Source organism: Sulfurovum indicum (assembly GCF_014931715.1).
In the GTDB taxonomy this organism is placed as follows: Bacteria; Campylobacterota; Campylobacteria; order Campylobacterales; family Sulfurovaceae; genus Sulfurovum; species Sulfurovum indicum.
In genome coordinates this window covers 1,312,133-1,337,374 of record NZ_CP063164.1, presented here as the reverse complement: position 1 = coordinate 1,337,374, position 25,242 = coordinate 1,312,133, and the positions used below count along the sequence as shown (strand labels likewise).

General features: G+C 41.9%; 22 protein-coding genes. 13 read left to right on the top strand and 9 right to left on the bottom strand.

The annotated features are described in order from the left end of the window. Positions 1–5: 5 nt before the first annotated feature. From IMZ28_RS06735 to IMZ28_RS06715, 5 genes are read right to left on the bottom strand one after another with little or no spacing between them, the layout of a single operon-like run. Complete coding sequence (locus IMZ28_RS06735; protein WP_197547828.1) at positions 6–512, bottom strand: 4Fe-4S dicluster domain-containing protein; 507 nt, start codon at positions 510–512, stop codon at positions 6–8. A 9-nt stretch (positions 513–521) separates the two neighbouring features. Further along, on the bottom strand, positions 522–1,604 hold the full coding sequence (locus IMZ28_RS06730) for a hydrogenase large subunit (protein ID WP_197547827.1): 1,083 nt from the start codon (positions 1,602–1,604) through the stop codon (positions 522–524). Then, positions 1,601–2,104, bottom strand: a complete 504-nt coding sequence (locus IMZ28_RS06725; protein ID WP_197547826.1) for an NADH-quinone oxidoreductase subunit C — start codon at positions 2,102–2,104, stop codon at positions 1,601–1,603. The genes IMZ28_RS06730 and IMZ28_RS06725 overlap by 4 nt, the downstream gene beginning before the upstream one ends. Then, a complete protein-coding gene (locus IMZ28_RS06720; RefSeq protein ID WP_197547825.1) occupies positions 2,101–2,982 on the bottom strand; it encodes an NADH-quinone oxidoreductase subunit B family protein in 882 nt (293 codons plus the stop codon). Before IMZ28_RS06720 ends, IMZ28_RS06725 begins: the two co-directional genes overlap by 4 nt. After that, positions 2,979–3,263 carry a hypothetical protein gene (locus IMZ28_RS06715; RefSeq protein ID WP_197547824.1) on the bottom strand — a complete coding sequence of 95 codons (285 nt, stop codon included), beginning with the start codon at positions 3,261–3,263 and terminating at the stop codon, positions 2,979–2,981. The genes IMZ28_RS06720 and IMZ28_RS06715 overlap by 4 nt, the downstream gene beginning before the upstream one ends. Before the next feature lie 297 nt (positions 3,264–3,560). Between IMZ28_RS06715 and IMZ28_RS06710 the strand changes: the two genes are divergently transcribed. From IMZ28_RS06710 to hypF, 11 genes are all read left to right on the top strand, one after another. Further along, positions 3,561–4,727, top strand: a complete 1,167-nt coding sequence (locus IMZ28_RS06710) for a hydrogenase small subunit (protein WP_197549815.1) — start codon at positions 3,561–3,563, stop codon at positions 4,725–4,727. Positions 4,728–4,744: 17 nt separating this feature from the next. After that, the gene (locus IMZ28_RS06705; RefSeq protein ID WP_197547823.1) at positions 4,745–6,481 is read left to right on the top strand and encodes a nickel-dependent hydrogenase large subunit; all 1,737 of its coding nucleotides are present in this window, start codon (positions 4,745–4,747) and stop codon (positions 6,479–6,481) included. A 9-nt stretch (positions 6,482–6,490) separates the two neighbouring features. Continuing rightward, complete coding sequence (cybH, locus tag IMZ28_RS06700) at positions 6,491–7,192, top strand: Ni/Fe-hydrogenase, b-type cytochrome subunit (protein ID WP_197547822.1); 702 nt, start codon at positions 6,491–6,493, stop codon at positions 7,190–7,192. A gap of 142 nt (positions 7,193–7,334) precedes the next feature. Continuing rightward, positions 7,335–7,895 (top strand): HyaD/HybD family hydrogenase maturation endopeptidase, encoded by a 561-nt coding sequence (locus tag IMZ28_RS06695; protein WP_197547821.1) that lies wholly within the window; start codon positions 7,335–7,337, stop codon positions 7,893–7,895. Next, positions 7,879–9,543 carry a hydrogenase gene (locus IMZ28_RS06690; RefSeq protein ID WP_197547820.1) on the top strand — a complete coding sequence of 555 codons (1,665 nt, stop codon included), beginning with the start codon at positions 7,879–7,881 and terminating at the stop codon, positions 9,541–9,543. The genes IMZ28_RS06695 and IMZ28_RS06690 overlap by 17 nt, the downstream gene beginning before the upstream one ends. 649 nt (positions 9,544–10,192) lie before the next feature. Beyond that, on the top strand, positions 10,193–11,431 hold the full coding sequence (locus IMZ28_RS06685) for a hydrogenase small subunit (RefSeq protein ID WP_197547819.1): 1,239 nt from the start codon (positions 10,193–10,195) through the stop codon (positions 11,429–11,431). 53 nt (positions 11,432–11,484) lie between these two features. Then, the gene (locus IMZ28_RS06680; RefSeq protein ID WP_197549814.1) at positions 11,485–13,293 is read left to right on the top strand and encodes a nickel-dependent hydrogenase large subunit; all 1,809 of its coding nucleotides are present in this window, start codon (positions 11,485–11,487) and stop codon (positions 13,291–13,293) included. A 10-nt stretch (positions 13,294–13,303) separates the two neighbouring features. Next, entirely contained in the window at positions 13,304–14,086 is a 783-nt protein-coding gene (locus tag IMZ28_RS06675; RefSeq protein WP_232087431.1) for a cytochrome b/b6 domain-containing protein, read from the top strand. Positions 14,087–14,112: 26 nt separating this feature from the next. Beyond that, positions 14,113–14,670 (top strand): hydrogenase maturation protease, encoded by a 558-nt coding sequence (locus tag IMZ28_RS06670; protein ID WP_197547818.1) that lies wholly within the window; start codon positions 14,113–14,115, stop codon positions 14,668–14,670. A 126-nt stretch (positions 14,671–14,796) separates the two neighbouring features. Beyond that, complete coding sequence (locus IMZ28_RS06665; RefSeq protein ID WP_197547817.1) at positions 14,797–16,722, top strand: carbamoyltransferase HypF; 1,926 nt, start codon at positions 14,797–14,799, stop codon at positions 16,720–16,722. 57 nt (positions 16,723–16,779) lie between these two features. Beyond that, a complete protein-coding gene (gene hypF, locus IMZ28_RS06660; protein WP_197547816.1) occupies positions 16,780–19,011 on the top strand; it encodes a carbamoyltransferase HypF in 2,232 nt (743 codons plus the stop codon). Here the strand turns inward: hypF and IMZ28_RS06655 are convergent. Together IMZ28_RS06655 and IMZ28_RS06650 are read right to left on the bottom strand one after the other, a co-directional pair. Then, on the bottom strand, positions 19,008–19,337 hold the full coding sequence (locus tag IMZ28_RS06655; protein WP_197547815.1) for a hypothetical protein: 330 nt from the start codon (positions 19,335–19,337) through the stop codon (positions 19,008–19,010). The genes hypF and IMZ28_RS06655 overlap by 4 nt on opposite strands. A gap of 65 nt (positions 19,338–19,402) precedes the next feature. Next, positions 19,403–20,086 carry a MerR family transcriptional regulator gene (locus IMZ28_RS06650; RefSeq protein ID WP_197547814.1) on the bottom strand — a complete coding sequence of 228 codons (684 nt, stop codon included), beginning with the start codon at positions 20,084–20,086 and terminating at the stop codon, positions 19,403–19,405. Positions 20,087–20,185: 99 nt separating this feature from the next. Here IMZ28_RS06650 and IMZ28_RS06645 point away from each other — a divergent pair, with 99 nt between their 5' ends. Next, complete coding sequence (locus IMZ28_RS06645) at positions 20,186–20,716, top strand: carboxymuconolactone decarboxylase family protein (RefSeq protein ID WP_197547813.1); 531 nt, start codon at positions 20,186–20,188, stop codon at positions 20,714–20,716. Between the two features lies 1 nt (position 20,717). Beyond that, positions 20,718–21,173 (top strand): DsrE family protein, encoded by a 456-nt coding sequence (locus tag IMZ28_RS06640; protein ID WP_197547812.1) that lies wholly within the window; start codon positions 20,718–20,720, stop codon positions 21,171–21,173. Here IMZ28_RS06640 and IMZ28_RS06635 read toward each other — a convergent pair. Together IMZ28_RS06635 and IMZ28_RS06630 are read right to left on the bottom strand one after the other, a co-directional pair. Next, positions 21,166–22,824, bottom strand: a complete 1,659-nt coding sequence (locus IMZ28_RS06635) for a nickel-dependent hydrogenase large subunit (RefSeq protein WP_197547811.1) — start codon at positions 22,822–22,824, stop codon at positions 21,166–21,168. The two genes, IMZ28_RS06640 and IMZ28_RS06635, sit on opposite strands and share 8 nt — an antisense overlap. Then, positions 22,821–25,241, bottom strand: a complete 2,421-nt coding sequence (locus IMZ28_RS06630; protein WP_197547810.1) for a hydrogenase small subunit — start codon at positions 25,239–25,241, stop codon at positions 22,821–22,823. Before IMZ28_RS06630 ends, IMZ28_RS06635 begins: the two co-directional genes overlap by 4 nt. Between the last annotated feature and the right edge of the window lies 1 nt (position 25,242).

The following is a 25,242-nucleotide window of genomic DNA, read 5'->3' as shown; positions in this document are numbered from 1 at the left end:
CTTCGTTATCTTCGTAAAGTCTGTATCTGCTCAAATTGTTTGTAATCAATCAAGCTTATGGCATCCGTAGGGCATATGGAGATACAGGCCTGTTTCCCATTCTCACCGCCGCACAGGTCACATGTAAGTGCTACCATCTGGCTTACAGGAGCATCTGGTTTTATGTTGGCTGCCATTACGACTGCACCATAGGGACAGACCATATCACAGCTTTGACAGCCGATACAGTCATCTTCATAATATTTGACAAAGTTATCTTCAAACCTGATGATATCAACAGGACACCCTTCAAGGCAGGGGGCATCAGGACACTGCATACACTGCATAGGAGCGGTTTTGCCTTCTACTTTGATCACTCTGTTTCTTGAAGGTGCAATAGTCTCACCTCCTAATGCCATCTCGTAAACAGTATCGATATCCAATCCCATATGGCTGGCAGAACAGGCTAATTCACAATTGATACAGCCTATGCACTTGTCGGGGTCAGCATATATAAATCTATTGTTTCTCATTCATCTCTCCTATCTTTCAGTACAGGATATACAAGGGTCAATACTGTTGAGTATCATGGTTACATTGTCTACCTTGTCACCCAGGATCATCACTTTTAACGCTTCCCAGTTTGTAAAAGTGGGGACTTTCCATTTCATTCTTACCGGTTTTTGGGAACCGTCTGTTTTGAGATAGTAAATAAGCTCTCCTCTTGGTGCTTCTACTCTGACAACAGCTTCTCCTGCCGGAATATGCGGTCTCTTCTCTACATATGTATCACCTTCTGGAAGATTTCTTACAACCTCTTTTATCATTCTGATCGCCTCAACAATATCTCCAAACCGTGCCATAGCTCTGGAGTGTACATCACAACCGTCTCTGAGAGTAGCTTTCGGTTTAAGTTCACCATAAAGAGAGTAGGGGGCAACGATTCGTACATCATTGTTGATACCGCTTCCTCTTGCTACCGGTCCGGTTACTCCAAGTGCTAAAGCATCTTTATAGGGCAATACACCTACACCGATCGTTTTGGCTCTTATGCTTTCATCATTTTCGTATCTTTCCAGAAGAGCGTTTACTTTTGGCTCTACAATGGCGATCGTGTCCAAAACAAGTTTAATTTTTTCCTCATTTAAATCATATTTGACACCGGTAAGTTGATTTGCGCTCATATCCATTCTGTTCCCCCAGATGATCTCTTTAAGATCCTGCATATGCTCTCTGGCATCCATCGTATCTTTCATCAGTTCATGATGATGGGCCAAATGTGTCAACATTGCAAGATTAAAGAGGTCTGAGGCTACTCTTTTTACTTCATCGGCAATGACTCTCAATGCTTCTGCACGTGGAGGTACTTTGACCCCGGAAATTTTTTCCACTGCCAGAGCATAGGCAAAGGGATGATTATTTGAACACAGAGAGCAGACCCTTTCTGTCAAAATAAGATTTTGCATAAAGTTCTTTTGTGTTACAAGAGACTCCATACCTCTGTGAATAAATCCATTGATGATCTCTACTTGTGTTACGGTTCTGTTCTCATCTGCAACAAGTTTAAAATAGACAGACTCTTCCAGTTCCGGATGAAATGGTCCTATAGTTATCTTTTCTTTCATTGTTTTATTTCCTTGTTTACATTTTCCCAAAGTATATCCGTCTCACTTACTCCCAACTGCATTTTGGAGAGTGATATATATTCATTTAAAACCCCTTTTGCAAGACTGTAGTCCAGAAATAGTCTATCTTTATCAGGGTGTCCTATCGGTTCAACACCATACATCTCCCTTATCTCTCTTTCTGCCCAGTTTGCGCTTGGAAGGGTAGGGGTAATGGAAACAATACTCTGGTCATCTGTTTCCAGCTGTACATTGATGATCAGTCCCTCGATATCAAAATGGTAAATCACTGTATGTGTTCCGCTATGGTTCTTATAGGCTGTAGCAACAATACATCTGCCTTTGTAGGCTTTTACAGCGTTAGCTACGGCTTCTATATCTTTTTTATCATTTAAAATGATCCAGGCAGAAGCATTTCCATAGCTGTCTTTATCTTCTTTCAGTTCATACCCTGCAAAAGTTTTGCTTTTTATAGCATTGTTAAACTCTTCTATATTCATGCATACATCCTTTTGAAATTTGCCTCTTTTCTGCATTTTGAACAGATTCTTTCATTTAATTTACTTACATTATTATATATATATGATTTATTTAGAAGTCCTTGTGAAGGTGGCATATACATCTCTCCGCAACAGGAACATTTTTGATAGTCTATATAGCCGATATTTACATCACTGAACTTTTCACTTTGAAGTTTTGCTGTATCAAAGCTGTTGGTAGCAAAAATGGCGTCTGTTGGACAAAAATAGGCACAATTCCCACAAAAACAACAGCTGTTATGCCAGATTTTATGAACAAACCATCCATCGTCTGTCGAAGATATCTCTATTGCATTTGACGGACAGACTGTTTCACATGTTCTGCATGCTGTACAGTTCTCTTCATTAAGTGACATTCTTCCCCGAAAACTCTCAGGTGCAGAGAAGTCTTTAAAGATGGTATCAATAGCTTTGGGTGTTGCTTCACCATGCATTTTCTGTTCCAATACTTTGACACCCTTGGCAATACCTTCTGCAATAGACTGAGGTCTTGGAGGACAGCCTGCTATATTGACATCTACTTCAACGAACTTGTCAATAGGTCCGTTGATGGCATATGAGTCCCTGAAAATCCCGCAACTCACAGAACAGGTTCCGATCCCAACAACAACAAAGGGTTTTTTTAGCTTACCTAAGGCATTTTTCAAAAAAGATTCACTTCTTGCAGACAAAGGACCTGTAATTACCAATAAGTTGGCATCTTTTACATCACTCACCAGTTCTATGCCCAGGGTGTCAAGCTGAAACTTATCTACAAAGGCTGTAGCTACAAACTCAACATCACAACCATTACAGCTTCCTGTATTTATTCTAAACAGTTTGGGAATAACTTTACTCATAACAACTCCTCACAATCACATAATTTAGCACCAAGTGTTTCTACAAGGTCCTCAAAAAAACACCCGCCTTCTTTATGATAATCATCATAAAATTCTATAAATACTTCTCCATATTTATTCATTTTACGAATAGAGATATCAGGTGCAACTCTATGTCTGTGAGCCAGTTCATCCGCTTTGGACAATACTCTCTCTTTTTGTTCTTTATTAAAAAAAACTAACACAATACCATGACATCTACCCTCTGATTCACAATACATTCGTATACATGTTTCATTCACAGCTACCTCCTCTTTTTTTTAATTTAAACTTAAAGACTAACAAATAATAAATTAAATATTTGTTACCTTGAATGAATAGTCATTCAATAAAAATTATACCCTTTTTTTATTTAATTAATATGGTATACTTATTGAATTGATAAGTATGATTTATGCACATAAAATTATAGGTCAAGCATTAATTGAATGGATATAATGCGTATTTAGTCATCAACTGAATGAATATTCATTTTAAATTAAGTTTATTTTGTTTAGAATATTGAATAGCTATTCACTTTAAAAGGAGAACCAATGAGTATGGGTAGAAAAGATACATCTTACGATGCATTATATGCATCGTTTGAAGAGAGGATCGAGCAGCTTAAAAAGCTGCCAAAAATGAAGGAAGAGAGCTCTATAGAGGAAGTAATAGAGGAAAACGGTTTCGGAAGAAGGGATTTTATGAAGTGGACAGGTATGATGACTGCGCTGCTATCATTGCCTTCAACCTTTACGCCACTGATGGCTGAAGCCGTAAAAGTGGCAGACAGGTTGCCTATTATCTGGCTGCATATGGCTGAATGTACAGGATGTACGGAATCACTTCTTCGTTCTGCAGAGCCTACTATTGACAGTCTTATATTCGACTATATTTCTTTAGAGTATCAAGAAACTCTTATGTCTGCTGCCGGTTGGCAGGCAGAGCAGAATCTTGAACGTGCGATGGAAAAATATGACGGCCGATATATTCTCATGGTTGAAGGAGGGATCCCGACAGGAAACGAGGGATCTTTCCTGACTATTGGAGGGCACGGCAAAAAAGGTAAGGATATTGCGATTGAGGCCTCTGAAAAAGCAGCAGCGATTTTTGCTATTGGAACATGTTCTGCATTTGGTGGAGTTCAGGCAGCTGTTCCAAATCCAACGGGTTCGGTAGCACTCAGTGAAGTAACACATAAAACTGTAATCAATGTACCGGGATGTCCTCCGAGTGAAAAGAATATTGTAGGAACACTGCTTCACTATCTGTTATATGGTACTCTGCCTGCACTGGATGTATACAATAGACCAAAATGGGCATATAGGCTCAGAATTCATGACCTGTGTGAAAGAAGAGGACACTTTGATGCCGGTGAATTTGTTGAACAGTTCGGGGATGAAGGTGCAAAAGACGGCTATTGTCTCTACAAAGTAGGCTGTAAAGGTCCTTATACATTTAACAACTGTTCAAAAAACAAATTCAATCAAGGCACTTCCTGGCCGGTACAGGTCGGTTTTGGATGTATGGGATGTAGTGAACCGGATTTCTGGGATACAATGGGAACAGTGAATGAACCGCTCAAAGATCGACTTTACAATACGACATTCGGCGGACTTGGCGCAGATGCAACAGCTGATAAGATCGGAATAGGGTTGTTGACAGCCACAGCAGTAGGCATAGCAGCACATGCAGCAATTGCATCCGTTAAACCACCTAAAGAATAAAAGCAGAGGAGATAAATATGTCAAAAAGAGTAGTAGTAGACCCGATTACAAGGATTGAAGGGCATTTAAGAGCCGAGGTTGTTGTTAATGATGAAGGTGTAGTAGAGGATGCATTTGTATCTTCAACGCTCTGGAGAGGACTGGAAGTTATTGCTAAAGGAAGAGACCCCAGAAATGTACCTCTGTTGATGCAGAGAATTTGTGGTGTGTGTACCTACTCCCACTATTTGAAAAGTACCATGGCGGTTGAAGATGCACTCGGTATTAAAATCCCGCTTAATGCAGAATTGGTGAGAACACTCATGAATGCAGCACTCTTCTTTCATGACCATGTGGTTCACTTCTATCATCTGCATGGTGTTGACTGGGTAGATATTGTCTCTGCGCTTAGTGCAGATCCTAAAAAAGCAAGCGAACTTGCATTTAAATATACAGACAGTCCTATTGCAACAGGTGAAAATGATCTAAAAAAAGTACAGGAGACAGTAGCAAAGTTTGCTAAGGATCCTCAGGGACTCGGACCGTTTGCCAATGCATACTGGGGGCATGGAACTTACAAATTCACACCTGAACAGAACCTGATCGCGTTGTCCCATTATCTGAAAGCTTTGGAGATGCAGAGACTGGCAGCACAGCTTATGGCAATTTTCGGTGGTAAAAACCCACATCCGCAAAGCCTTGTAGTCGGTGGTGTTACCTGTGTAATGGATATCCTGGATCCATCAAGAATGGGTGAGTATCTGACAAAATACAAAGATATGGCAAACTTTGTAAAAAATGCCTATATTGCAGATATCAAAATGGCTGCAGAGATGTATGCAACCGAACCTTCTGTTGTGAAGCCTGCCGGTGTTAAGAACTTTATGGCATTCCAGGAATTCATGGTTGGAAGAGATGAGTATCTCTTTGAAAGCGGCTACATTCTGGATGCTGATTTAAGCAAGGTTTTTGAGATCAATGAAGATCTTATCACAGAAGAGGCAACACACTCATGGTATGCAGACAATGATCCTCAGCATCCGTATGATGGTACAACTGTACCAAAATATACAGGTTATGTGGATGGAGAGAGTGTAGGTCCTGACGGAGAAATGATCCATTCCAAAAATATTGATCCAAAAGGTAAATACAGCTGGATAAAATCACCAAGATATGATGGTAAGCCTATGGAAGTTGGACCTCTTGCCTGTCTGCTTGTCAATTATGCCAAAGGGAATAAGCTGGTCAAAGATGCTGTTGACGGATTCCTTAAAGAGACAGGTCTGCCGGTTGATGCTCTGTTTACAACACTCGGAAGAACAGCAGCACGTGCACTTCAGGCGGAGATTGTTGCAGACAATGCTATTAAAGCATTCTATAATCTTGTAGAAAATCTTAAGGTAGATCAGGAAACCTGTGCTCCATATGTGATCGATAAAGACAAGGAGTACAAAGGTAGAGGGATCGGAGATGTACCAAGAGGAATGTTGAGTCACTGGATTAGAATCAAAAATGGAGTATGTGAGAACTATCAGGCAGTTGTACCGTCTACATGGAATGCAAGTCCTGAAGATGCAAGCGGTGTCAAAGGCCCGTATGAAGCAGATCTCATTGGACTTAAAATTGAGAATTTGTCCCAACCGCTGGAGATCATTAGAATTATTCACTCTTATGATCCATGTATTGCATGTGCTGTACATGTGATGGATACCAAAGGCAACAAGTTGAGTGAATATAAAGTAGATCCACTCTATGGTGGCGCATGTAGCGTATAAGGAGCTAAAATGGAAACTGTTCATAAAGAGATATCTGCTGAAGATACCTGTATAGAAAGAGAAATGGAATTTACTCCTGCCTACAGATGGCAGCACTGGATTAGGGCACTATCCATAGTAGTTTTAACAGTGACTGGATTTTATATTGCAGATCCGTTTGTAGCGCCTATTCCAAATTCGGAGCCGACTAATTTTATGCAGGCTCTTTTTAGAGGCTGGCATGAAATTTTTGGCTTTGTACTGATTGCGGTTGTTGTATTTAAAAGTTATCTTTTTGTTTTTGCAAAAAGATACCGTGATGAAATTGGATCTATTAAAGATTTTATAAATCCGAAAACATGGATTAAACAGATAGGATATTACCTTCTGGTATCAAAGCATCCGCATCTTAAAGGTACATATAACCCACTTCAGTTTATAGCATATCTGGGTTTTTATATGTTGATGTTCATATTGATCCTTACAGGTTTGATTCTCTATGTGCACGTGTATCATGAAGGACTGGGTGCTTTACTTTACGAGTCTATGAGAAGTTTTGAGGTCATGCTGGGTGGACTTGCCTGGGTAAGAGAGCTTCATCACATTGCTATGTGGGGTGTTATTATATTTGTAGTTGTTCATGTTTATATGGCAATATTCAATGCGGTATTTGGCAAAGAGGGTTCTATGGATGCTATCTTCTCAGGTATGAAATGGCATAAAAAACATTAATTTTATGGCTGGCTCAGGCTGGCCATTTAATATTAGTCATGAGGGAAAAATTGTTAAACAGTTATTATCCAAAGCTAACTGAAAAGCCTCCTTTTTTTTTCCCTCTTGAGTAATATTTAAAATAAAATAGAAAGACAGACAATTGAAAGTTTTAATTTTAGGAATCGGTAATATTCTATTCGGTGATGAAGGGATAGGTCCTCATTTGGCAAATCTCTTAGATGAAAAATATGATTTCTCTTCCGCTGCACATACACTTGATATTATAGATGGTGGAACATTGGCACAGAGACTTATTCCTATTATCACGGAATATGACAGGGTCATTATCATTGATTGTGTCAAGGTAGATGATGGGGAAGTCGGTGATGTGTACTCTTTTGAGTTCAGTGATATGCCGGAGTATATTACATGGGACGGGAGTGCACATGAAGTGGAAATGCTGCAAACATTGCAGATGATAGAGATGATGGGAGACCTTCCTCCTGTAAAAATTGTTGGTGTCATTCCCTATGTGATAGGAGAGGATAGTACCTTTTCCATGACCGAAGAAGTAATAAAAGCGAGTAAGACGATGGAAAAAGTTATTATCGATTATTTGAAAACGCTGAATTTTGATATACAGATAAAAAATAATTTAGTGATTACAGATGTTGTTGCCAATACGTATACCAAAGGAATAGAATATGATATTGGAGTTTAGTATTGACTACCGTACCTCTTCTTCCATTTATGAGAAGCTCTTTTTGCAAACTTTGAAAGAGCATAGTCTGAATGGAAAGATTGTCAAAGAGCATTTTCTTCTTAAACTTTATGTAGAAGCTGATACAGCAGATGCTCTGGAATCTTTTGCAACGAGCCTCTCCTCTGTACTTCCTCATTCTATTTTCGTACGTCAGACATCTGCCCAGTTGGTTGAGGAGATGCCGGATACCGATTATGAAATTGAAGAACAGAAGAAATATCCGCTTCCCTTTTGTCCACAATGTCTTCAGCGTGTAATGGACAGTAAAAACAGGGATTATTATAATATTTATACCGCATGTGATGCCTGTGGCTATAATGTAAGCGGAGAGAACAGAAGTTATAAAAAAGAGTTTGAGGAAGCAGCAGTTACGATCAAGGCAGGAAAAGTACTGGAAGTGAATACTTTTTACGGAAAGTATTATGTCGGTATACCTGCTAAAATATGCAATACCATTCCATTTGATATTGTTGTATACGATCTTGCAACAGTTGAAAAATATGCCAATGTGGAGAAATATGAGATCACGGCATTGGGCTCTTTTGAAAAGCCGCTTATCAAACTGAAAAAGAAACTCAGTTTTACTATGGATCATGAAGAGGTTGAAGCCGATCTGATCCGTTTTAAACTTCCTGATGATTTTATTCTGCACCTTTTAATGGAAGAGTTACATAATGTTGGGATCGATGCTGTTTTTATAACAAAGAAGAAAATTCCGGCACAGGAAAAGCTGCTTTTGACAGATTTCAAAGAGGAACTTGATCCTATAGAAGTGGTAGTCTCCGAAAATGATGTGGTGATTGTCTCCGGTGAAAAAGGATTACCTCAGTTTCCTCTCAATGCAAAAGAGGTCAATCCGTCAATAGGCTCTTTTTTCTCTGTCGTCAGAGAGCATCAGCTTGCAGATGAGAACATTGCAGGTATCAGTCTAAGTAAAGAGTATAAAAACAATCTTCTGGTTTACGGAAAAAAATATGGGATCGTAGAATACCTCTCCTTCAATTTTGAATTTGAATCAATGCAAGAGATCTTTGATAAGATCGTCAATAGTGATGAAAACGGCAGCAAGATCGTTGCAAACTATCAGAAAAAATATCCTGAGCATTTTGAACGAATATCGGGTATCATATTTGAAGATAAGAGTTTTAACCTCTTTAAGCTGTGGGGAGTGGTAGCGATGGTACTTGATTATACTTCAAGTAATGATCCTATAAAAGCTGCCGAAGTATTGGAAGAGAATGCCATATCTTTTTTAGGTGAAAAAGGACCGAGAATAGACTATAAACTGCTCAATATAGACGGAAAAGTCTATTTGGACCCTTTAATGACGATCCGAACTGCCATGAGCTTTCGTCTAGCGGGTGTTGATCCGCTTATGCTGAGTTATGGGGTGATAGAGAGCTTTCTTGAATTTTTGGCCAATGAACTTGATGAAATGAAACAGAATATGGATATAACAGCTATCACTGCAAGCGGTTCCCTTTTGTCAAATAAACATCTTTTCTCAAAAATGAGCAGAGAGATATCTGTCAATCATAATATTTATTTCAATAATGAACTGCCTGTTGACGGCAGAAATATGTTTTATGGTGGAATGTCACTATAGTTCACAGCACCATATTTTATGGTTTCATATATAATGTAGTAAACAGATACGATATGGTTCAAGAAATGACTTCAGATCTTTTCAGTATGAAACTGTCGTTTATTATGATCTCAAGTATGCTCTGACAACAGTATAGGAGGGCAAAGCTGCAACGTCAGAGAGGTATTCAAATACTTTTTGAGAGATGCTGAATGATACACTCCACCTACATACAATAGATACTCTTCACAACACTGCTACCATAGAACACACTTTTTTACTTATTCCTAAAATATTTTCACTGAGAAAAAGAGGCTGACAGCCGTAGAGATTTTTTTTGATATTATACGCTGCGGTGAGTCTTAAAAGAACACTCCATTATAATATCCGTCTATTTATTCTCAGTACGTGATATTGTATCCCTTACGCTTCATCTGATAACTATTCTATAACTTTTGCAACACTATATAATATTTGTACAGTATATGTTATATAATAAATAATTTTGATTTTAAATATGTATTAAATTTATAAAATTGGTATTAGATAATGTGAAATTTAAGAAAAATTAATGTTTATTTAAGTTGATTTTTCTTAGTATATTGAATACCAATTCACTTTATTTTATTTTATTTTTAAGGTGTATTGAAATCTAAAAGGAGACTGAACCATGAGTATAGATAAAGAAGAGTCCGTAAAAAAACTGTTTACCGCTGAAAGTGCAAAAGTGGACACCAATAAAGGTGATGCTTTCTACGATGAACTGTATATACAATGTCAAAAGCGGATTGAAGATTTGAGGAAACTTGAACCTCTTAACAATCGTATGGATTTTACCAAAAGCATTGAAGAGCAAGGTCTTGAGAGGAGAGATTTCCTTAAATGGGCATCTGCTACGACTGCGATGATGATGCTGCCGGCTTCTTTTACACCACTTGTTGCAGAAGCGGCTGTTTTGATGAATCGTGTACCGGTAATATGGGTAGAACTGCAGGATTGTGCAGGTAACTCAGAAGCGTTACTGCGTTCTGACGGACCTCAGATCGATGAGATCATCCTGGATATTATTTCACTTGAATTCCATGAGACACTGCAGGCTGCCTCAGGACATCAGGCTGAAAAACAGATGGATGAAGCTATGGAGCACTTTCACGGCAAGTATCTTCTTTTTGTCGAAGGCTCTATTCCTATGGGGATGGATGGTCAGTATGGAACGATCGGTGCAAAAGCAGAAACATTCCATGAACATCTTTTAAGAGCTGCATCCGGAGCAGCTGCAGTTGTAGCGGTTGGATCATGTGCTACCTATGGCGGTATTCCGGCAGCTGCACCGAATCCTACGGATGCGGTAGGGGTAATGGATGTTATAAAAGGCAAACCGGTGATCAACATTCCTGCCTGTCCGGCCAACCCCTCCAACATGGTTGGAGTACTCCTGCACTTTGTCTTGACAGGAACTATTCCTGAACTGGATTCTCTTCTCAGACCGAAATTTGCATTTGGTTACCGTATTCATGATAACTGTGAAAGAAGAGCCCACTTTGATGCCGGAGAATTTGTTGAAGAGTGGGGAGATGAAGGTGCGAAGAACAACTTCTGTCTTTATAAAATGGGATGTAAAGGACCAATGACCTTCAATAACTGTTCGATTATACGCTATAACGAAGGTGTTAACTGGCCTATTGGAGTAGGACGCGGATGTATTGGATGTTCTGAGCCGGACTTTTGGGATAAATATGCCTATGAGAGACCAATGGCTAATGCCCATATCAAAGCGCCGACAGGCGGTGTTGAAAAAACAGTAGATGAGTTTGGTTTGGGATTATTGACAGCTGCAAGTATCGGAATCGGTATTCATGCAGCAGCAAGTGCGGTAGCAGGTAAAAAAGCAGAAGGAGGACAGTACTAATGCCAGTATTAAATGAACAAGCAGAAGCCCAGGTAACAGGAGGCGGAACTGCAATGACAGAAACAGCAGAAGAACATGGTTTTCACAAAACCGATGCCAATGGAAACAAGCATATTATTGTGGACCCTATTACAAGGATCGAAGGGCACCTTAGAATCGAAGCTGTGATAGACAGCAATAACAAGATTGTTGATGCTTTCTCGTCTTCAACAATGTTTAGAGGAATCGAGACAATCCTGAAAGGCAGAGACCCAAGAGACTGCGGTCTGATGGCAATGCGTATCTGCGGTGTCTGTACAGGTACACACTACCAAAGAAGTATTGAGGCGGTTGAGGATGCATTTAATATTACAATCCCCAAGAATGCAAGACTGGTACGAAATCTAATTCAGGGGTCTCTTTATGTACATGATCACCTGGTACACTTCTATCATCTGCATGCACTCGATTTTGTTGATGTCGTGGCTGCTACCAAGGCTGATCCTGCTGCTACAGCGGCTGAAGCAGCTAAATGGGCGAAAGTTGCCGGTGTAGCACCTTATACCTCTGATCCTGCCGAGTTTAAAGTGATCCAGGACCGTATCATCAAGTTTGTGAAAGAGGGGCGACTGGGTATTTTTGGTAACGGTTACTGGGGCAACCCGCACTATAAGTTGACACCGGAGCAGAACCTCATTGGGGTAGCGCACTATCTTAAAGCACTTGATATCCAGAGAGACATGGCAAAAATGCAGGCGATCTTTGGTGGTAAGAACCCGCATCCGCAGAGTATCGTTGTTGGTGGAGTAACATGTGTTCAGGATATTCAGAACCCTGCACGTATCGGACTCTTCAAGCAGCTGCTTCAGGACTCTACAGAGTTTATTAAGCGTGCCTATCTTCCGGATATCTATATGGCAGGAACAATGTATGCAGATGAAGCAACTGATAAGGATGCAACTTTCAAAGGTGTCGGTGGTACCGGTGGGGGGATCCTCAGCTATATGAGTTATGGAGATTTCAGGCTGGATGATACCGGGTTCTACAACTCTGCGCTTCTCTTCCCGTCAGGAGTCGTACTTGATGGTGACATTTCAAAAGCATTCGATCTTGATGAAACAAAGATCACAGAAGATGTAACACACTCATGGTATGAGGGTACAGGTGCACCTGAACATCCGTATGAGGGAACAACTATCCCTAAATACACGGGACTCAAAGAGGGTGAAGACGGATACAAATATCTTAAAACCGATGAGAAGTATTCATGGATAAAATCTCCTCTTTATGATGGTAAAAAAGTAGAAGTCGGCCCACTTGCACGTATGGTTGTCGGTTATGTGAAAGGTGACGAACGTATACAGAAGTATGTAGGAAACTTCCTCAAACGTGCGAACCTGCCTATTACAGTGTTATTCTCAACAGTAGGTAGAACGGCAGCACGTGCGATCGAGACTGAGCTGATGGCTGATGTCATGTTGGAGTGGGTTGACGAATTGGCAAAAAATGCTGCGAGCGGAGATCTCAGCACCTGGACAGACTTCGATTTTGATGTAGTCTCTGCAGACAGTAAAGGTAGAGCTTTGTCTGAAGCACCGAGAGGGTCACTCGGACACTGGGTGAAGATCAAGGACGGAAAGGTAGAGAACTATCAGGCAGTTGTGCCATCAACATGGAATGCAGGGCCAAGAGGACCGAACGGGGAAGTAGGTGCCTATGAAGGAAGTCTCATCGGTACGAAAGTGGCAGATCCTGAGCAGCCGCTTGAGATCATCCGTACGGTACACAGTTTCGACCCATGTATTGCCTGTGCCGTACACGTGGTCGATACCAAAGGTAAGGAGCTGGCTGTTTACAAAGTCGATCCTACCTGTGCATTCTAAGGAGTCTTTTATGGATGCAAAATATGATGATAAATTAGGTCACAAGAGAGTCAGAGTAAGACGCATGACATTTACCATGCGGATTATTCACTGGGTAAATGTCATATCGATGGTTGTTGCTATTGCTACGGGTCTGTATATAGCAGCACCTTACTACCAGACTTTTATAGCAGATGATGCTGTAGATAAGTATGTTATGGCCTGGAACAGATGGGGGCATTTCATTGTTGCTATTATTTTTGATGTGACATCGATCATTGTTTCATATCTGTTTTTCTTCTCTCGTTTTGAAAAACACTATTTAAAGGTAATTCCGACGAAGAGGAATATAAAAGAGTTCTGGGAAGTATTTTTGAACCTTGTTACGCTGAATCGAAGAAAGAGTTTTGATTCCTCTCACAGTGACAGCTTCAATTCGGTATACTTTATTATCTTCCATGCACTGTTGGCATGGATGCTCTTTACCGGACTTCAGCTTTATGTGCATGGCTTGGCATCGGGAGAGAGCAGTATCGGTACCTGGTGGCCATGGATGCTTCACCTGGTTACTGACTGGACAATACCTGTAAGCGGCTGGATTCTTGGTGGAGGACCTACTGCATCGATCATGGATGTACGTATCGTACATCACTATTCTATGTGGTTTATTGTCCTCTGGGTTGTTTTCCATATCTATTACCAGGTGTGGAGAACGATCTTCTGGCAGGAAGGTGATATCGCCATTGTTGTTGGAGGAAGTAAATTTATGAAGGTTGGAGAAGACGGCAACAAAGAGGTTAATACAGAGAAGTAACCTCTTTGTCAGTAGAAGGAAATAAATTGAAGTATGAAAAAATAGCACTTATCGGTATAGGGAACATTATGTTCCACGATGAAGGCCTGGGGGCCTATTTGGTGAAATATATCGAGGAGAACTATCAGGTACCGGATAATCTTCTGGTGCTTGAAGGTGGTACTCTTGGTTTTGGTCTTATGACCTATTACCAGGAGTATGACAAGATTATTGTGGTTGGTGTAGGTTCCAATGAGGGTGAAGTAGGAACGATCACTATTGAAAGTGCTCAGGATATTATTAACAAAAGTCCTATATGCAAAACCGCCAATGAGGTTGAGATCACGATGATGATAGAGATATGCTCTTTTCATGAAGATATGGGAGATGTTCAGTTGATCACTATGGTACCCGAAGATATTATCGATGTACGAAACGGATTGACAGAGACTGTTCTCGCTCATATGCCAAAGCTTGTTGATGTAACAATCAAAGAGCTGGAGAAATCGGGAGTTACTCTTAAAGAAAAAGCAGATAAAGTAAGTTTTGAGGAGATCATAGAAGCCTATGCCAATCCAAAACAGACCTTTGATTATGCTGTCTGATATTTAGTTTTCAGCCAGAGCAGGAATAAAATTATTTTTTACCCAGTATATATACCTCCTTATCTTTTATATACGTCCTGTAGCTGGCTGTAAAGTAAATATAAAAAATTATTTTTTAGGATCAGTATGTATTTTGTCTTTGAACTTGACTTTAATTCTTCAAAAACCTATGTTGCCGACTTGATGAAAGCCCATGCAAAACGTATCGGAATTGATGCGGATGTGATACAGGACGGACAGAAGATCATATTGGCAATAGATCGTGATGAGAAAGATCTTGAGAGCTTTCTGCTTGGACTTGAAGAAGTACTTCCGGCTTCTCTTTTCTTAGGTAAGAGTAAACACTACTTCTCCGAAGAGAAGCCGCAGCAGAGCCACTACGCCGACGAGAACCTGCCATTGAACATCGCTCCCTGTCCAACCTGCCAAAAGGAGATGTTCGATGTAAGCAGCAGAAGGTACTACTATCCGTTCACCTCCTGTAATGCCTGTGGTTCACAGCATCCGTTTGTTACACACTATCCTTACAAGAGAGAAAACTCTCTGATGAAATTCTTTGCACCCTGTGAAGCATGTCTTAATGAGGTAAAGGAGAATGCATTCAGGCTTGATTATCCGCTTATATCCTGCATTGACTGCGGGGTACCTCTGCGTATGATGGATAAAGAGAGTGAACATACGGCCAATGACAAGGGTACATACAGACAGCTTTTTGAAGTGAGTGCCAGAGCGGTTGCTGCAGGTGAAACAGTTTTAATGAAGACAGCACACGGGTTTAGAAAACTCTTTAAACCCCAGGAGGGGAAGATACCACCCAACTCTATTCTGCTGATGGCAGATGCCAACACGCTTAATAACCATTTGATGATGGTACAACAGGAGTTCAATGCACTCTTAAGCATAGAGCGTCCCCTTTTGAGAGTTGCAACGAAAAGTGAAGAACTCAAAGCACTTTATGGGAGCAGTGTATTGGTGAAGTACCCTGACGACGGGATGAGTATGCTTTTTGCAAAAGAGCTGCTTGCCTGTGGTCTTGACTATGCTGCGTATATTGAGTGTGATGCAAAGGAAGAGGCGGACTTTCTGGTGGACTTTGACCTTCCTGTAGGGGCCCAAAAAGATACAAAACTCTTTATCAATCAGGATACAAAACTTTTTGTTTCCGGTGAACGTATTGTCTACCCTGTAACTGTCCCTAATCCAAAAAGAGTATTAGGCATTGCATACGGTCTTGCAGCTGCAAAAGCAGGTGATGTTACGATCATTGATAATTTTGATCATTTTGAGAGTGTAGAGACGGCTGAGATTCGTATACTTGAAGGAGAAGTGTTTGAGAGCGGTCACAGTAATGAAGTACGCTTCCCTCAGTGGAAGGCATCGATGCTTTCTGTTTTGGCTGAGCATGGCAAACTGGGAGAGAAGGCGGTAGGTGCACATTTTGACGGACAGCTCTACTTCCTCTATTACAACGGCAAAGAAGTGATCAATGCCGTGCCGCCTATTCCGTTTGAGTCTGATAACCTGTGGGAGAAGATAGGTACTCTCAGAGAAGGCTCAGACAGACTGGTTGTCAACTACAAGAAACGTTTTCCCGAAACATGGGAGAGACTTAACAACCTTGAAGGTGATATTGATATTTTCAAAGTCACGGCGATCACGCTTGGATTGAAGGATGAGAGCCTGGAGGGTATTTCGGCCGAGGCACTGAGCTTCCTTGGCAAGGGAGGATTGCAGATCGATACGAGAGTCAAAGACAATCGTTTTGACAATTATGCTTTTTTGACAAGTATCATGAGCTATCAGCTTGGTGATGTGGAGAACAACTTTATGTGTTACAGTATCTATGAGTCGTTTGGTGACTACATAGGTGAGATCATTCCACAATTGATCGAGAAGGTTGATACACGTACAGTAGTACTTAGCGGAGAAACTTTTGCAAACCAGTCACTCTATGGTAGAATACAGAGAACATTGGGACAGTATAAACCGTTGATGAACCAAAAGTTCCCTATTGGCAAGGAGAATGCAGTACATGGAGCCCTCTATTTGTAGAGTGATAAGTGAAGAACAAAGAGTGAAGGTATGTATTGCTAAGCAATACATTTTTAAATGCAAACATATAAAATAGAGATAGAAGGGACTGTACAGGGGGTAGGGTTCCGGCCGTTTGTCTATAAGCTTGCGACACAATATGCACTGAAAGGTACGGTACTTAACGGTACTAAGGGAGTGGAGATCACACTTGAAGCCACCTCTGCACAGTTAGAGATATTTCTGCAGGCTTTGCAAAAAGAGCTGCCTCCGCTTGCTTCGATTGATACGATCACTGTCAAACAGACAGAAGATCACTCTTTTGATGGCTTTACAATTATTTCAACCGATGATGAAGGTGAAAAAACAGTACGGATACCACCGGATGTGAGTATCTGTCAGGCATGTGAAGAAGAGCTGTTCGACCCCTCCAACAGACGTTATGGTTACCCTTTTATTACCTGTACCCATTGCGGCGTTCGTTATTCTATCATCTATGATCTGCCCTATGACCGAAAGAACACTTCTATGAAATTCTTTGAGATGTGTGAAGTGTGTGAAGCAGAATATACCAATCCATTGGATAGACGCTATCATGCGCAGCCGATAGGGTGTTGGGAGTGCGGACCCAGCTTGTCTCTACGAGACAAAAGTGAAGAGTTAAGAGTGAAGAGTGATGCGTTGGTGGATACTGCTGCACAGCTTTTGTCAGAAGGGAAGATTGTAGCTGTAAAAGGGGTAGGCGGGTATCATCTGATGTGTGATGCGACTAATGAAGCGGCAGTACAAATGCTTAGAGATCGTAAACATAGACCCACCAAGCCTTTTGCTGTAATGGTGAGGGATATAAAGATGGCTGGAGAATTGGCAGTTATTTCGCAGATGGAAGAGGAGCTTTTGGTTTCCAAGGAGAGACCTATTGTATTGGTACGAAAAAAAGGCAACCACGAGGGATTGCCTCTGCAGGTAGCTCCAAATATTTCTCGTATTGGACTTTTTTTACCTTATACACCCTTGCACTTACTGTTGTTGGAGAGATTCAAACGTCCTTTGGTTGCTACTTCTGCCAATGTGACAGATGAGCCTATCTGTACTAACAGAGACTCTCTGGAAAAACTGAAAGATGTGTATGATTATATATTAGACCATAACCGTTGCATAGTCAATGGCTGCGATGATTCGGTACTGATGGTGGTCAAGCAGCAGCAGATCATACTCAGACGGGCAAGAGGGTATGCTCCTGCGAGTATAACACTGCCGTTCCGACTGAAGAATCATACTCTGGCGATGGGTGCAAATCAAAAAAGTACCGTTGCCATCGGTTTTGAAGACAAGGCGATCCTCTCTCCTCATATCGGTGATCTGGACAGTATTGGTTCGGTAGAATATTACAAAAAAAATATCGAGACACTGGAACGTATTTATGATTTCAAACCACAGATCATCATTCACGATAAACATCCCAATTATGAATCCACAAAAGTTGCTAAAACGTTAGCAGTTGGCAGTGAACAGATAGCAGTAAAAGAAGTTCAGCACCATTATGCCCATATTTTAGGTGTGATGGCAGAGAAACAACTTAGAGGCAAAGTATTCGGTGTGGCATTTGACGGTACCGGTTACGGTGATGACGGCAATTTATGGGGCGGGGAGTTTATGGTATGTGACTATGAGGGGTTTGAAAGAGTAGCTCATCTAAACTATTTTAAACTTCTGGGAGGAGCCAAAGCTATCAGGGAGCCAAGACGTGTAGCCCTGAGCCTGCTCTTTGAAGAGTATGGTAAAGAGGCAGTTAATTTGGATAATCCGACAGTGATATCCTTTGGCAGATCAGAACTGCAAACCTACTATGTAGCATGGGAAAAGGGGCTCAATGCACCACTGAGCTCTTCAATGGGAAGGCTCTTTGATGCAGTTGCTTCACTGCTTGGTGTCTGTCATATTATGAGTTTTGAAGGAGAGAGCGGTATGCTGCTTGAAGAGCTGTATGACAGCAGTATCAGCGGAGTATATACGTTTGGCTATGAAAAGGGCAGGATAGATGTGCTGCCTATGATCAGGGAAATATTGAAAGAAGAGAATACCGCTGTTGCTGTGAGCAGGTTCTTTAATACACTTATAGAGATGATCACTGTTGTATACGAAGGGTATCATGATCTGCCCCTGGTATGCAGCGGCGGTGTTTTTCAAAACAGGGTACTGTTGAAGCTGCTTTTAAATCGTTTCCCCAATGCACTGCTTCCAAATGCTTTTCCTCCAAATGACGGTGGTATTGCACTGGGACAGCTTATGGCAGGAAGCCGGACCTAATCATTGCATCCGTTGGGTTCAATACCGTCTTTGGCATATTTGAAAGAGAAAGCATAGAGTTCTTTCCACCATTTCTCCTTGATCTTCATTATGTCAATTTCGGGACAGATCTTTTGTGCTTCAGCAGTGAAGTTGCCGCTGTTATAGATATCCTCCCATTCTGCCTGGGTATGATTGCGTGCAAAGCGTACAGCAGAAAAACCGCACTTTTTCTGGAGTTTCTTTTTGTATATCCTCTGTCCCTGCTTTGCATTCGCCGTTGAGAGTGTAGGAAAACTGATGCTTATCAATAGTATGAGAGTTGCCGTAGAGAGTCTTTTTTTCATGATGTGATCCTAAAGAAAATGGTAAAACGTTAAGTTGTACTTAACGTTATTGTAGTGGAAAGTTCCTAAGATTTGTTTGAAATTTCATTTTTTAGTGTTTCGAGGAACATTCTGTAGGTATGTCGTTTAAAAATATACTCTTTTGCATTAAAGAGTGTTTCAAACATGATCTTCCATAAAGTAGAGAAGTTGTTGTCGTTTCTGACACTGCAAAGCTGGGTCTGCATCATGTTTTCGATCTGGCTGAGTGCTTTGGCATGATAGACGTAGGATTTGAGAACGGCATAATCGATACCTGCGTCAATAAAGTGCTCTACAAGCCTGATGATGGAAGCCTCTTTTTGCGTATAGTCATTGTCACTTATCGGCGCAACGATCTCATCTTTCAACAGTCTTTCAAGCAGTTTTGCATCTATATTGAAGGTATCAATGAACTCTTTTTTTGTATAGTGCTGCATATCCGGTGTGATTGCACTGAGTGTATTCATCAATGGCTCTATCATGGTGGAGGAGGTTGAAAGAGACTGATCTCTGTTCTGTAAAGCATATTTGATCTGTTCATTGCTGCTGCCAAGATGCTCTTTCATATATTTGATATATTTAAGCAGTTCAAGATGTTCATCACTGTAGCGGTGGACATTGGATTTCAGTTTTTCGGCTTTGGGCAGCAAGCCCTCCCGTATATAGTAAAGGATCGTTGATTTTGGTATATCGGTTTTGGCTACAAGTTCAGAAATTTTATATTCCAATTTATGCTCTCTTTCAATAGGCTTTTAAGAATTATACCCTATAATTTAAAACGTTAAGTTGAACTTTACATTTTTTATAAATAATCAAAGGAGTAGACAATGGCATATATAGACCTGCCTGAATTTGAAGAGATGAGCTCTGTGATACAGGAAAAGGCCAGACCGATCATGGAAAAAACAGGAAAGCTTGGAGAGATATTCAAGCTGCTTGCTGTGGATGAAAAGATCTATTTTGCAACAGATGCAATGGTACAGGGGTATCTTTTGGATGAAACGGCACTCTCATATGACATCAAAGAGGCGATCGCACTTTTGATATCAAAAGAGAACAGCTGTAAGATGTGTGTTGATGTCCATAAGGGGATTGCCAAAATGCTGGGACTCTCTGATCAGCGGATTGAAGAGATCCTGCAGGGGGTCAGTGCCATTGATACAGATGAAAAAGAGAAAGCATTGTTGAATTTCTGTATCCGGGCATCACGGAAAGACAATTACAAGATCCAAAAAGAGGATATTGATGCGCTTAAAGAGATGGGCTGGAGTGATACCGAGATCATCGAAGCAGTTGCAATCACCGGATATTTCAACTATATCAACACACTCTCCAATGTATTCGGGCTTGGGCAGTAAGATGAGATTGTTTGGATTTTTACTGACAGGTGTACTCTTTTGGAGTACTGCCTATGCCCAGGAGTACAAAGCTGTTTTTGACTGCAGTTCGAGTGATGCGGATTATATCAAGAGCCGTATGTGGCTGGTAGGAAAGACTATGGATATGATTGAAGCAAAAGGAGACAAGGCTACTTTTGTCATTACGCTTCACGGCGGTTGTGTTCCGATGATAGCAAGCAGTTATAAAGATATTGTAGTAGATGATGAGGAGGCAGAATCCCTCTCTGTTGCCCAGATGCGAATCAAAATGCTGGCTGAAAAAAGAGGTGTGAGGGTCATTGCCTGTGCGATGTCACTGGATGCCAACGGTATTGATAAGAAAGAGGTACTTCCTTTTGTATCTGTCTCTCCAAACAGTTTTATAGATACGATCGGGTACCAGAACAAAGGTTATGCACTGATGAGTTTTAAGTGATTTTGTAGCGGTGCAACACTTTGCCTTTTAGGTCTATGATATGTACGGCACAGGCGAGGCATGGATCAAATGAGCGGATGATCCTGAGTGCTTCGAGCGGTTTTTCTGTGTCTGCTATCCTGATACCTGTAAGAGCTTCTTCGTAGATGCCCCTTTCTCCGTCAAGGCTTTTGGGTCCGGCATTCCAGGTAGTGGGTGCGATGACGGAATAGTTGGCTATCTTTTGCTCTTTAATATTGACAAAGTGTGAAAGAAGCCCTCTTGGCACCTCAAAAAAAGCCTCTCCTCTGGCTGTTTTGGGCAGTGCATCAAAATCATATTTCCCCCATGTATCTGTATCGTGATAGGTAAGATTCTGAAGAAGATCACTGATAAACCTGAAGAGATACTCTGCAATGTACTGTGTTTCAATGGCACGTGCAGCATTTCTGCCTATACTGGTTGAAAGGTCGATGAGTTCAAGGTTTGTCTCATTCAGAAATCTGTCTACATAAGGTTTCATGCAGGTATTCTTTTTGATATAGTTGACGAGAAGACGTGCCAGAGGTCCGCATTCCATTGTTTTGCCCTGGTAGCGTGGAGCTTTGATCCAGCTGTATTTGTCAGTACGCTTCTCTGTTTTAAGTGAGCCGTCCTCGTTGAGGTCCGTATAACAGGGTATCTGCGGATCGTTCTTTTCATACCAGGCTCTCTCCACACCTTCACTGATGTTTTCAGGGTCGAACGGTTTGAGCGTATTGAAGTCATGTTCAAAGATCACACCGCTTTCAAAGAGTGTGCCTCCGCTAAAGTTAAATCCCCCGGCAGAGATGAAATTTCCGTTTGCCCGGCCGACCCCTGCTTTGATTTCATCACGATAAGCGTTTACAAGCAGTTTCATGTCGGGGAGGTAGGCTCTGTCTATGAACTCCTTTGCTTCTTTAATCGTAAAGAGATACTCATTGACCCTGGCCGGACTGAGCATATCCATCACACTGGTGACTCCGCCTACAACGATACTTTGGGGGTGGGGGGTTTTCCCGCCGAAGACGGCAACAGCTTTGGAGATACTGGTCTGGAATTTGAGAGCATCAAGATAGTGTGAAAGCAGAACAAGGTTCTCTTCAGGGCTTAATCTGTAGGCGGAATGCCCCCAGTAGGCATTTGCGAAGGGCCCGAGTCTGCCTGCATTGACAAAAGCCTGAAGTCTCTTTTGGACATTTTCGTAGTGTGCCTGTGAGTTGCGGAAGGGATCATCCGAATAGCTGCGTGCTGTTTGAACGGTTTGTGCCGGGTCTGCTTCGAGTGCGCTTGTCACATCGACAAAATCGAGTAATTGAAGATGGTAGAAATGTACCACATGGTCCTGAATAAAAAGAGCCAGTGCGATCAGTTCCCTGATGATCTCCGCATTTTTGGGAACCTCAAGGGCATAGGCATCTTCAACGCAGCTGACAGCAGCACGAAAATGTGAGTTAGTGCAGACTCCGCAGATACGTCCTGCCATCAGGCCGGCATCTCGGGGATCCCTGTTTTTAAGAATGGTCTCGATCCCGCGGAAGAGCTGTCCGCTGACATAAGCTTCCTCTACGTTATTTGTCTCATCTACTATCAGCTCAACTCGGAGATGTCCCTCTATACGGGTGACCGGGTCTATCACGATCTTTTTCATTTTTCACCTTCTGGTGTGATTTTTCTTTCATGGGCATAGGTGTCGAAGAAGTTTTTTTCTGTACATGCCATACAGCCGTGACCTGCCTGTACCGGCCAGCTGGTACTTTCATTGAATTTCATAGTCGGACAGTTGGCAAAAGCATAAGGTCCTTTGCATCCCATTTCGAACAGACACCACCCTTTTTTCGCACCTTCATCTCCCCACTCTTTGACGAACTCTCCCAGCTCATAGTGCCCGCGTCTTTCACAATTATCGTGGATACGCCCCTCATATGCCCAAAGTGGCCGGTTGTTGCTGTCAAGCGGAGGCAACTCTTCGAACATCATGTAGTGCAGCAGGGTCCCCACGATATTGACAGGGTTGGCAGGGCAACCCGGGATATTGATGACATCATCTCTCCTAAGTGCTTCGCTCACACCGGCTGCACCTGTAGGATTGGGAGCAGCCGCTACCACGCCGCCGTCATAGGCACAGCTTCCCACAGCAATAATAAGTGCGGCATCTTCGGCACAGCGTTGAAGGAGGGAGAGACCGGTCTCACCTTTTGCACCGATACGCAGGAATTTACCATTCATACCGAGAGGAACAGCTCCTTCGACAATAAGGATATAGCTGCCTTTTTCTGTTTTAATGATCGACTCAAGCAAACTCTCACTCTGATCGGAAGATGCACTCATGATCAGCTCGTGATAATCCAGAGAGATATAGTTGAAGATCAGATCTTCGATGGACGGGTTGGTGGATTTTATGAAAGCCTCGGAGTTTCCTGAACAGTCACTGAGTTCCAGCCAGATGATGGGTATTTTGTTCAGTACTGTAACGGCATTTTGGACATGTCTTTCAAAGCTGGGATGCAGCTGCATAGAGGCAGTGACCATGGAGATCCACCGGTTGAATGTCTCCCGGTCCTTCTCTATAGCCGCAAGTGCACTTTCAAGGTCTGTTTTGTCAAGCTGATTATGCGGGTGCAGCCGATTGTATTTCTCAATGCGTTCTTCAACCTTTTTCAGTATGACTTCTCTTTTTTGTTCTTCGGGTGTTTTTGTGACCATATTCGGGTCTATGAGGCGCTGTGACTCTTCTATGATCTGTAGGATGCTTTGGCGGCACTTCCCGCATACTCTGCCTGCCTGAGTAAAATCTTTGAGTGCATGAAAATCCCTGATACCGTTTTGTGTGATAATGTTGACAAGATCCTGCCGGTAAAGATGTTCGCAGCTGCAGACCAGGCGACCCTTTTCATTGGGAATCCGGCTTTCATAGAGTGTATCGAGGTTTACATTCTCTTTGGATTCCATCAGTGCCTGCAGGTAGCCGATATCCATGTTTGAGTTAAGTCCTATGAAACGGATTAAACGGTTTTTATCGAGGTAAAACTCATCGACTCTTTTCTCCCGGGGCGCATTTAGAATGACTTTTTCGAAGTGCCTGTCAAAGCAGGGTGCTTTGACATCAACCAGTTCGAAACTGCCTACTTTAAGTACATCGGTTGAGACTCCCTCTTCAAAAGGGAGTGCTTCCAGTTCCAAGAGTTTTGAGAGAGCACTGTCTGCCTGCAGGGTACATGCTTTGACGTGACCGGCTATAAAACCGGTCTCTCTGATCTGCGCGCACTCTCCCACTGCAAAGATATCGGGGTCGGAGGTTTGCATGAAACGGTCTGTGAGTATACCTCTGTCACACTCAAGAACATCTTTTGCAAAGTCGATATTGGGTTCTATACCGATACCGTAAATGACAAAAGGATGATCAAAAAGATGCTTCTTGGTATGTACCTTGACGATCTCTGATCCTTCTATGAGGGTATCGGTGATCTCATCTTCATAGGAGATAGTCACTTTGCCGCTTTGCAGATAGGCGGATTCGATGATCTTGACTGATTCGCTGCTGAGGGTTCTCTCATAGAGGTAGTCGTGTCTGACAAGCAGTGTGATATGCGTTACATCTTCAATATGGTTCAACGACTCCAGAAGTTCCAGGGCAATAGGCCCGGCACCGACAAGCAGTACCTCTTTGTGTCTGATACGGTCGGCAATCCTGAACGCTTCATCTGCATTTCTGAAAACTGAGGCATTCTTTATACCGCTCAGATCAAAAGGCGCTTTGGCATGTGAACCGGTTGCGATGATCAGTTTGTCGTAACTGTACATGCTGCTGTGTGAAAAGATCTGTTTTTTCTTTGGATTGATATGTATGATCTTCTGCTTCAGTTCAAGTTGTACGGTAGGGTCAAGAGAAAGTGAGATATCATCCAGCATTTTGGAGCGCTCAACAAGTGCACAGAGGTGAATACGGTCATAGGGAGGATAGGGCTCATCGCTGACAATGAGTATATCGTGGTACGGTGCGGCTTTTTTTAGATGGTTGGCAAGATAAGCTGCAGATATTCCGCCACCTACAATTACAATTCTCATG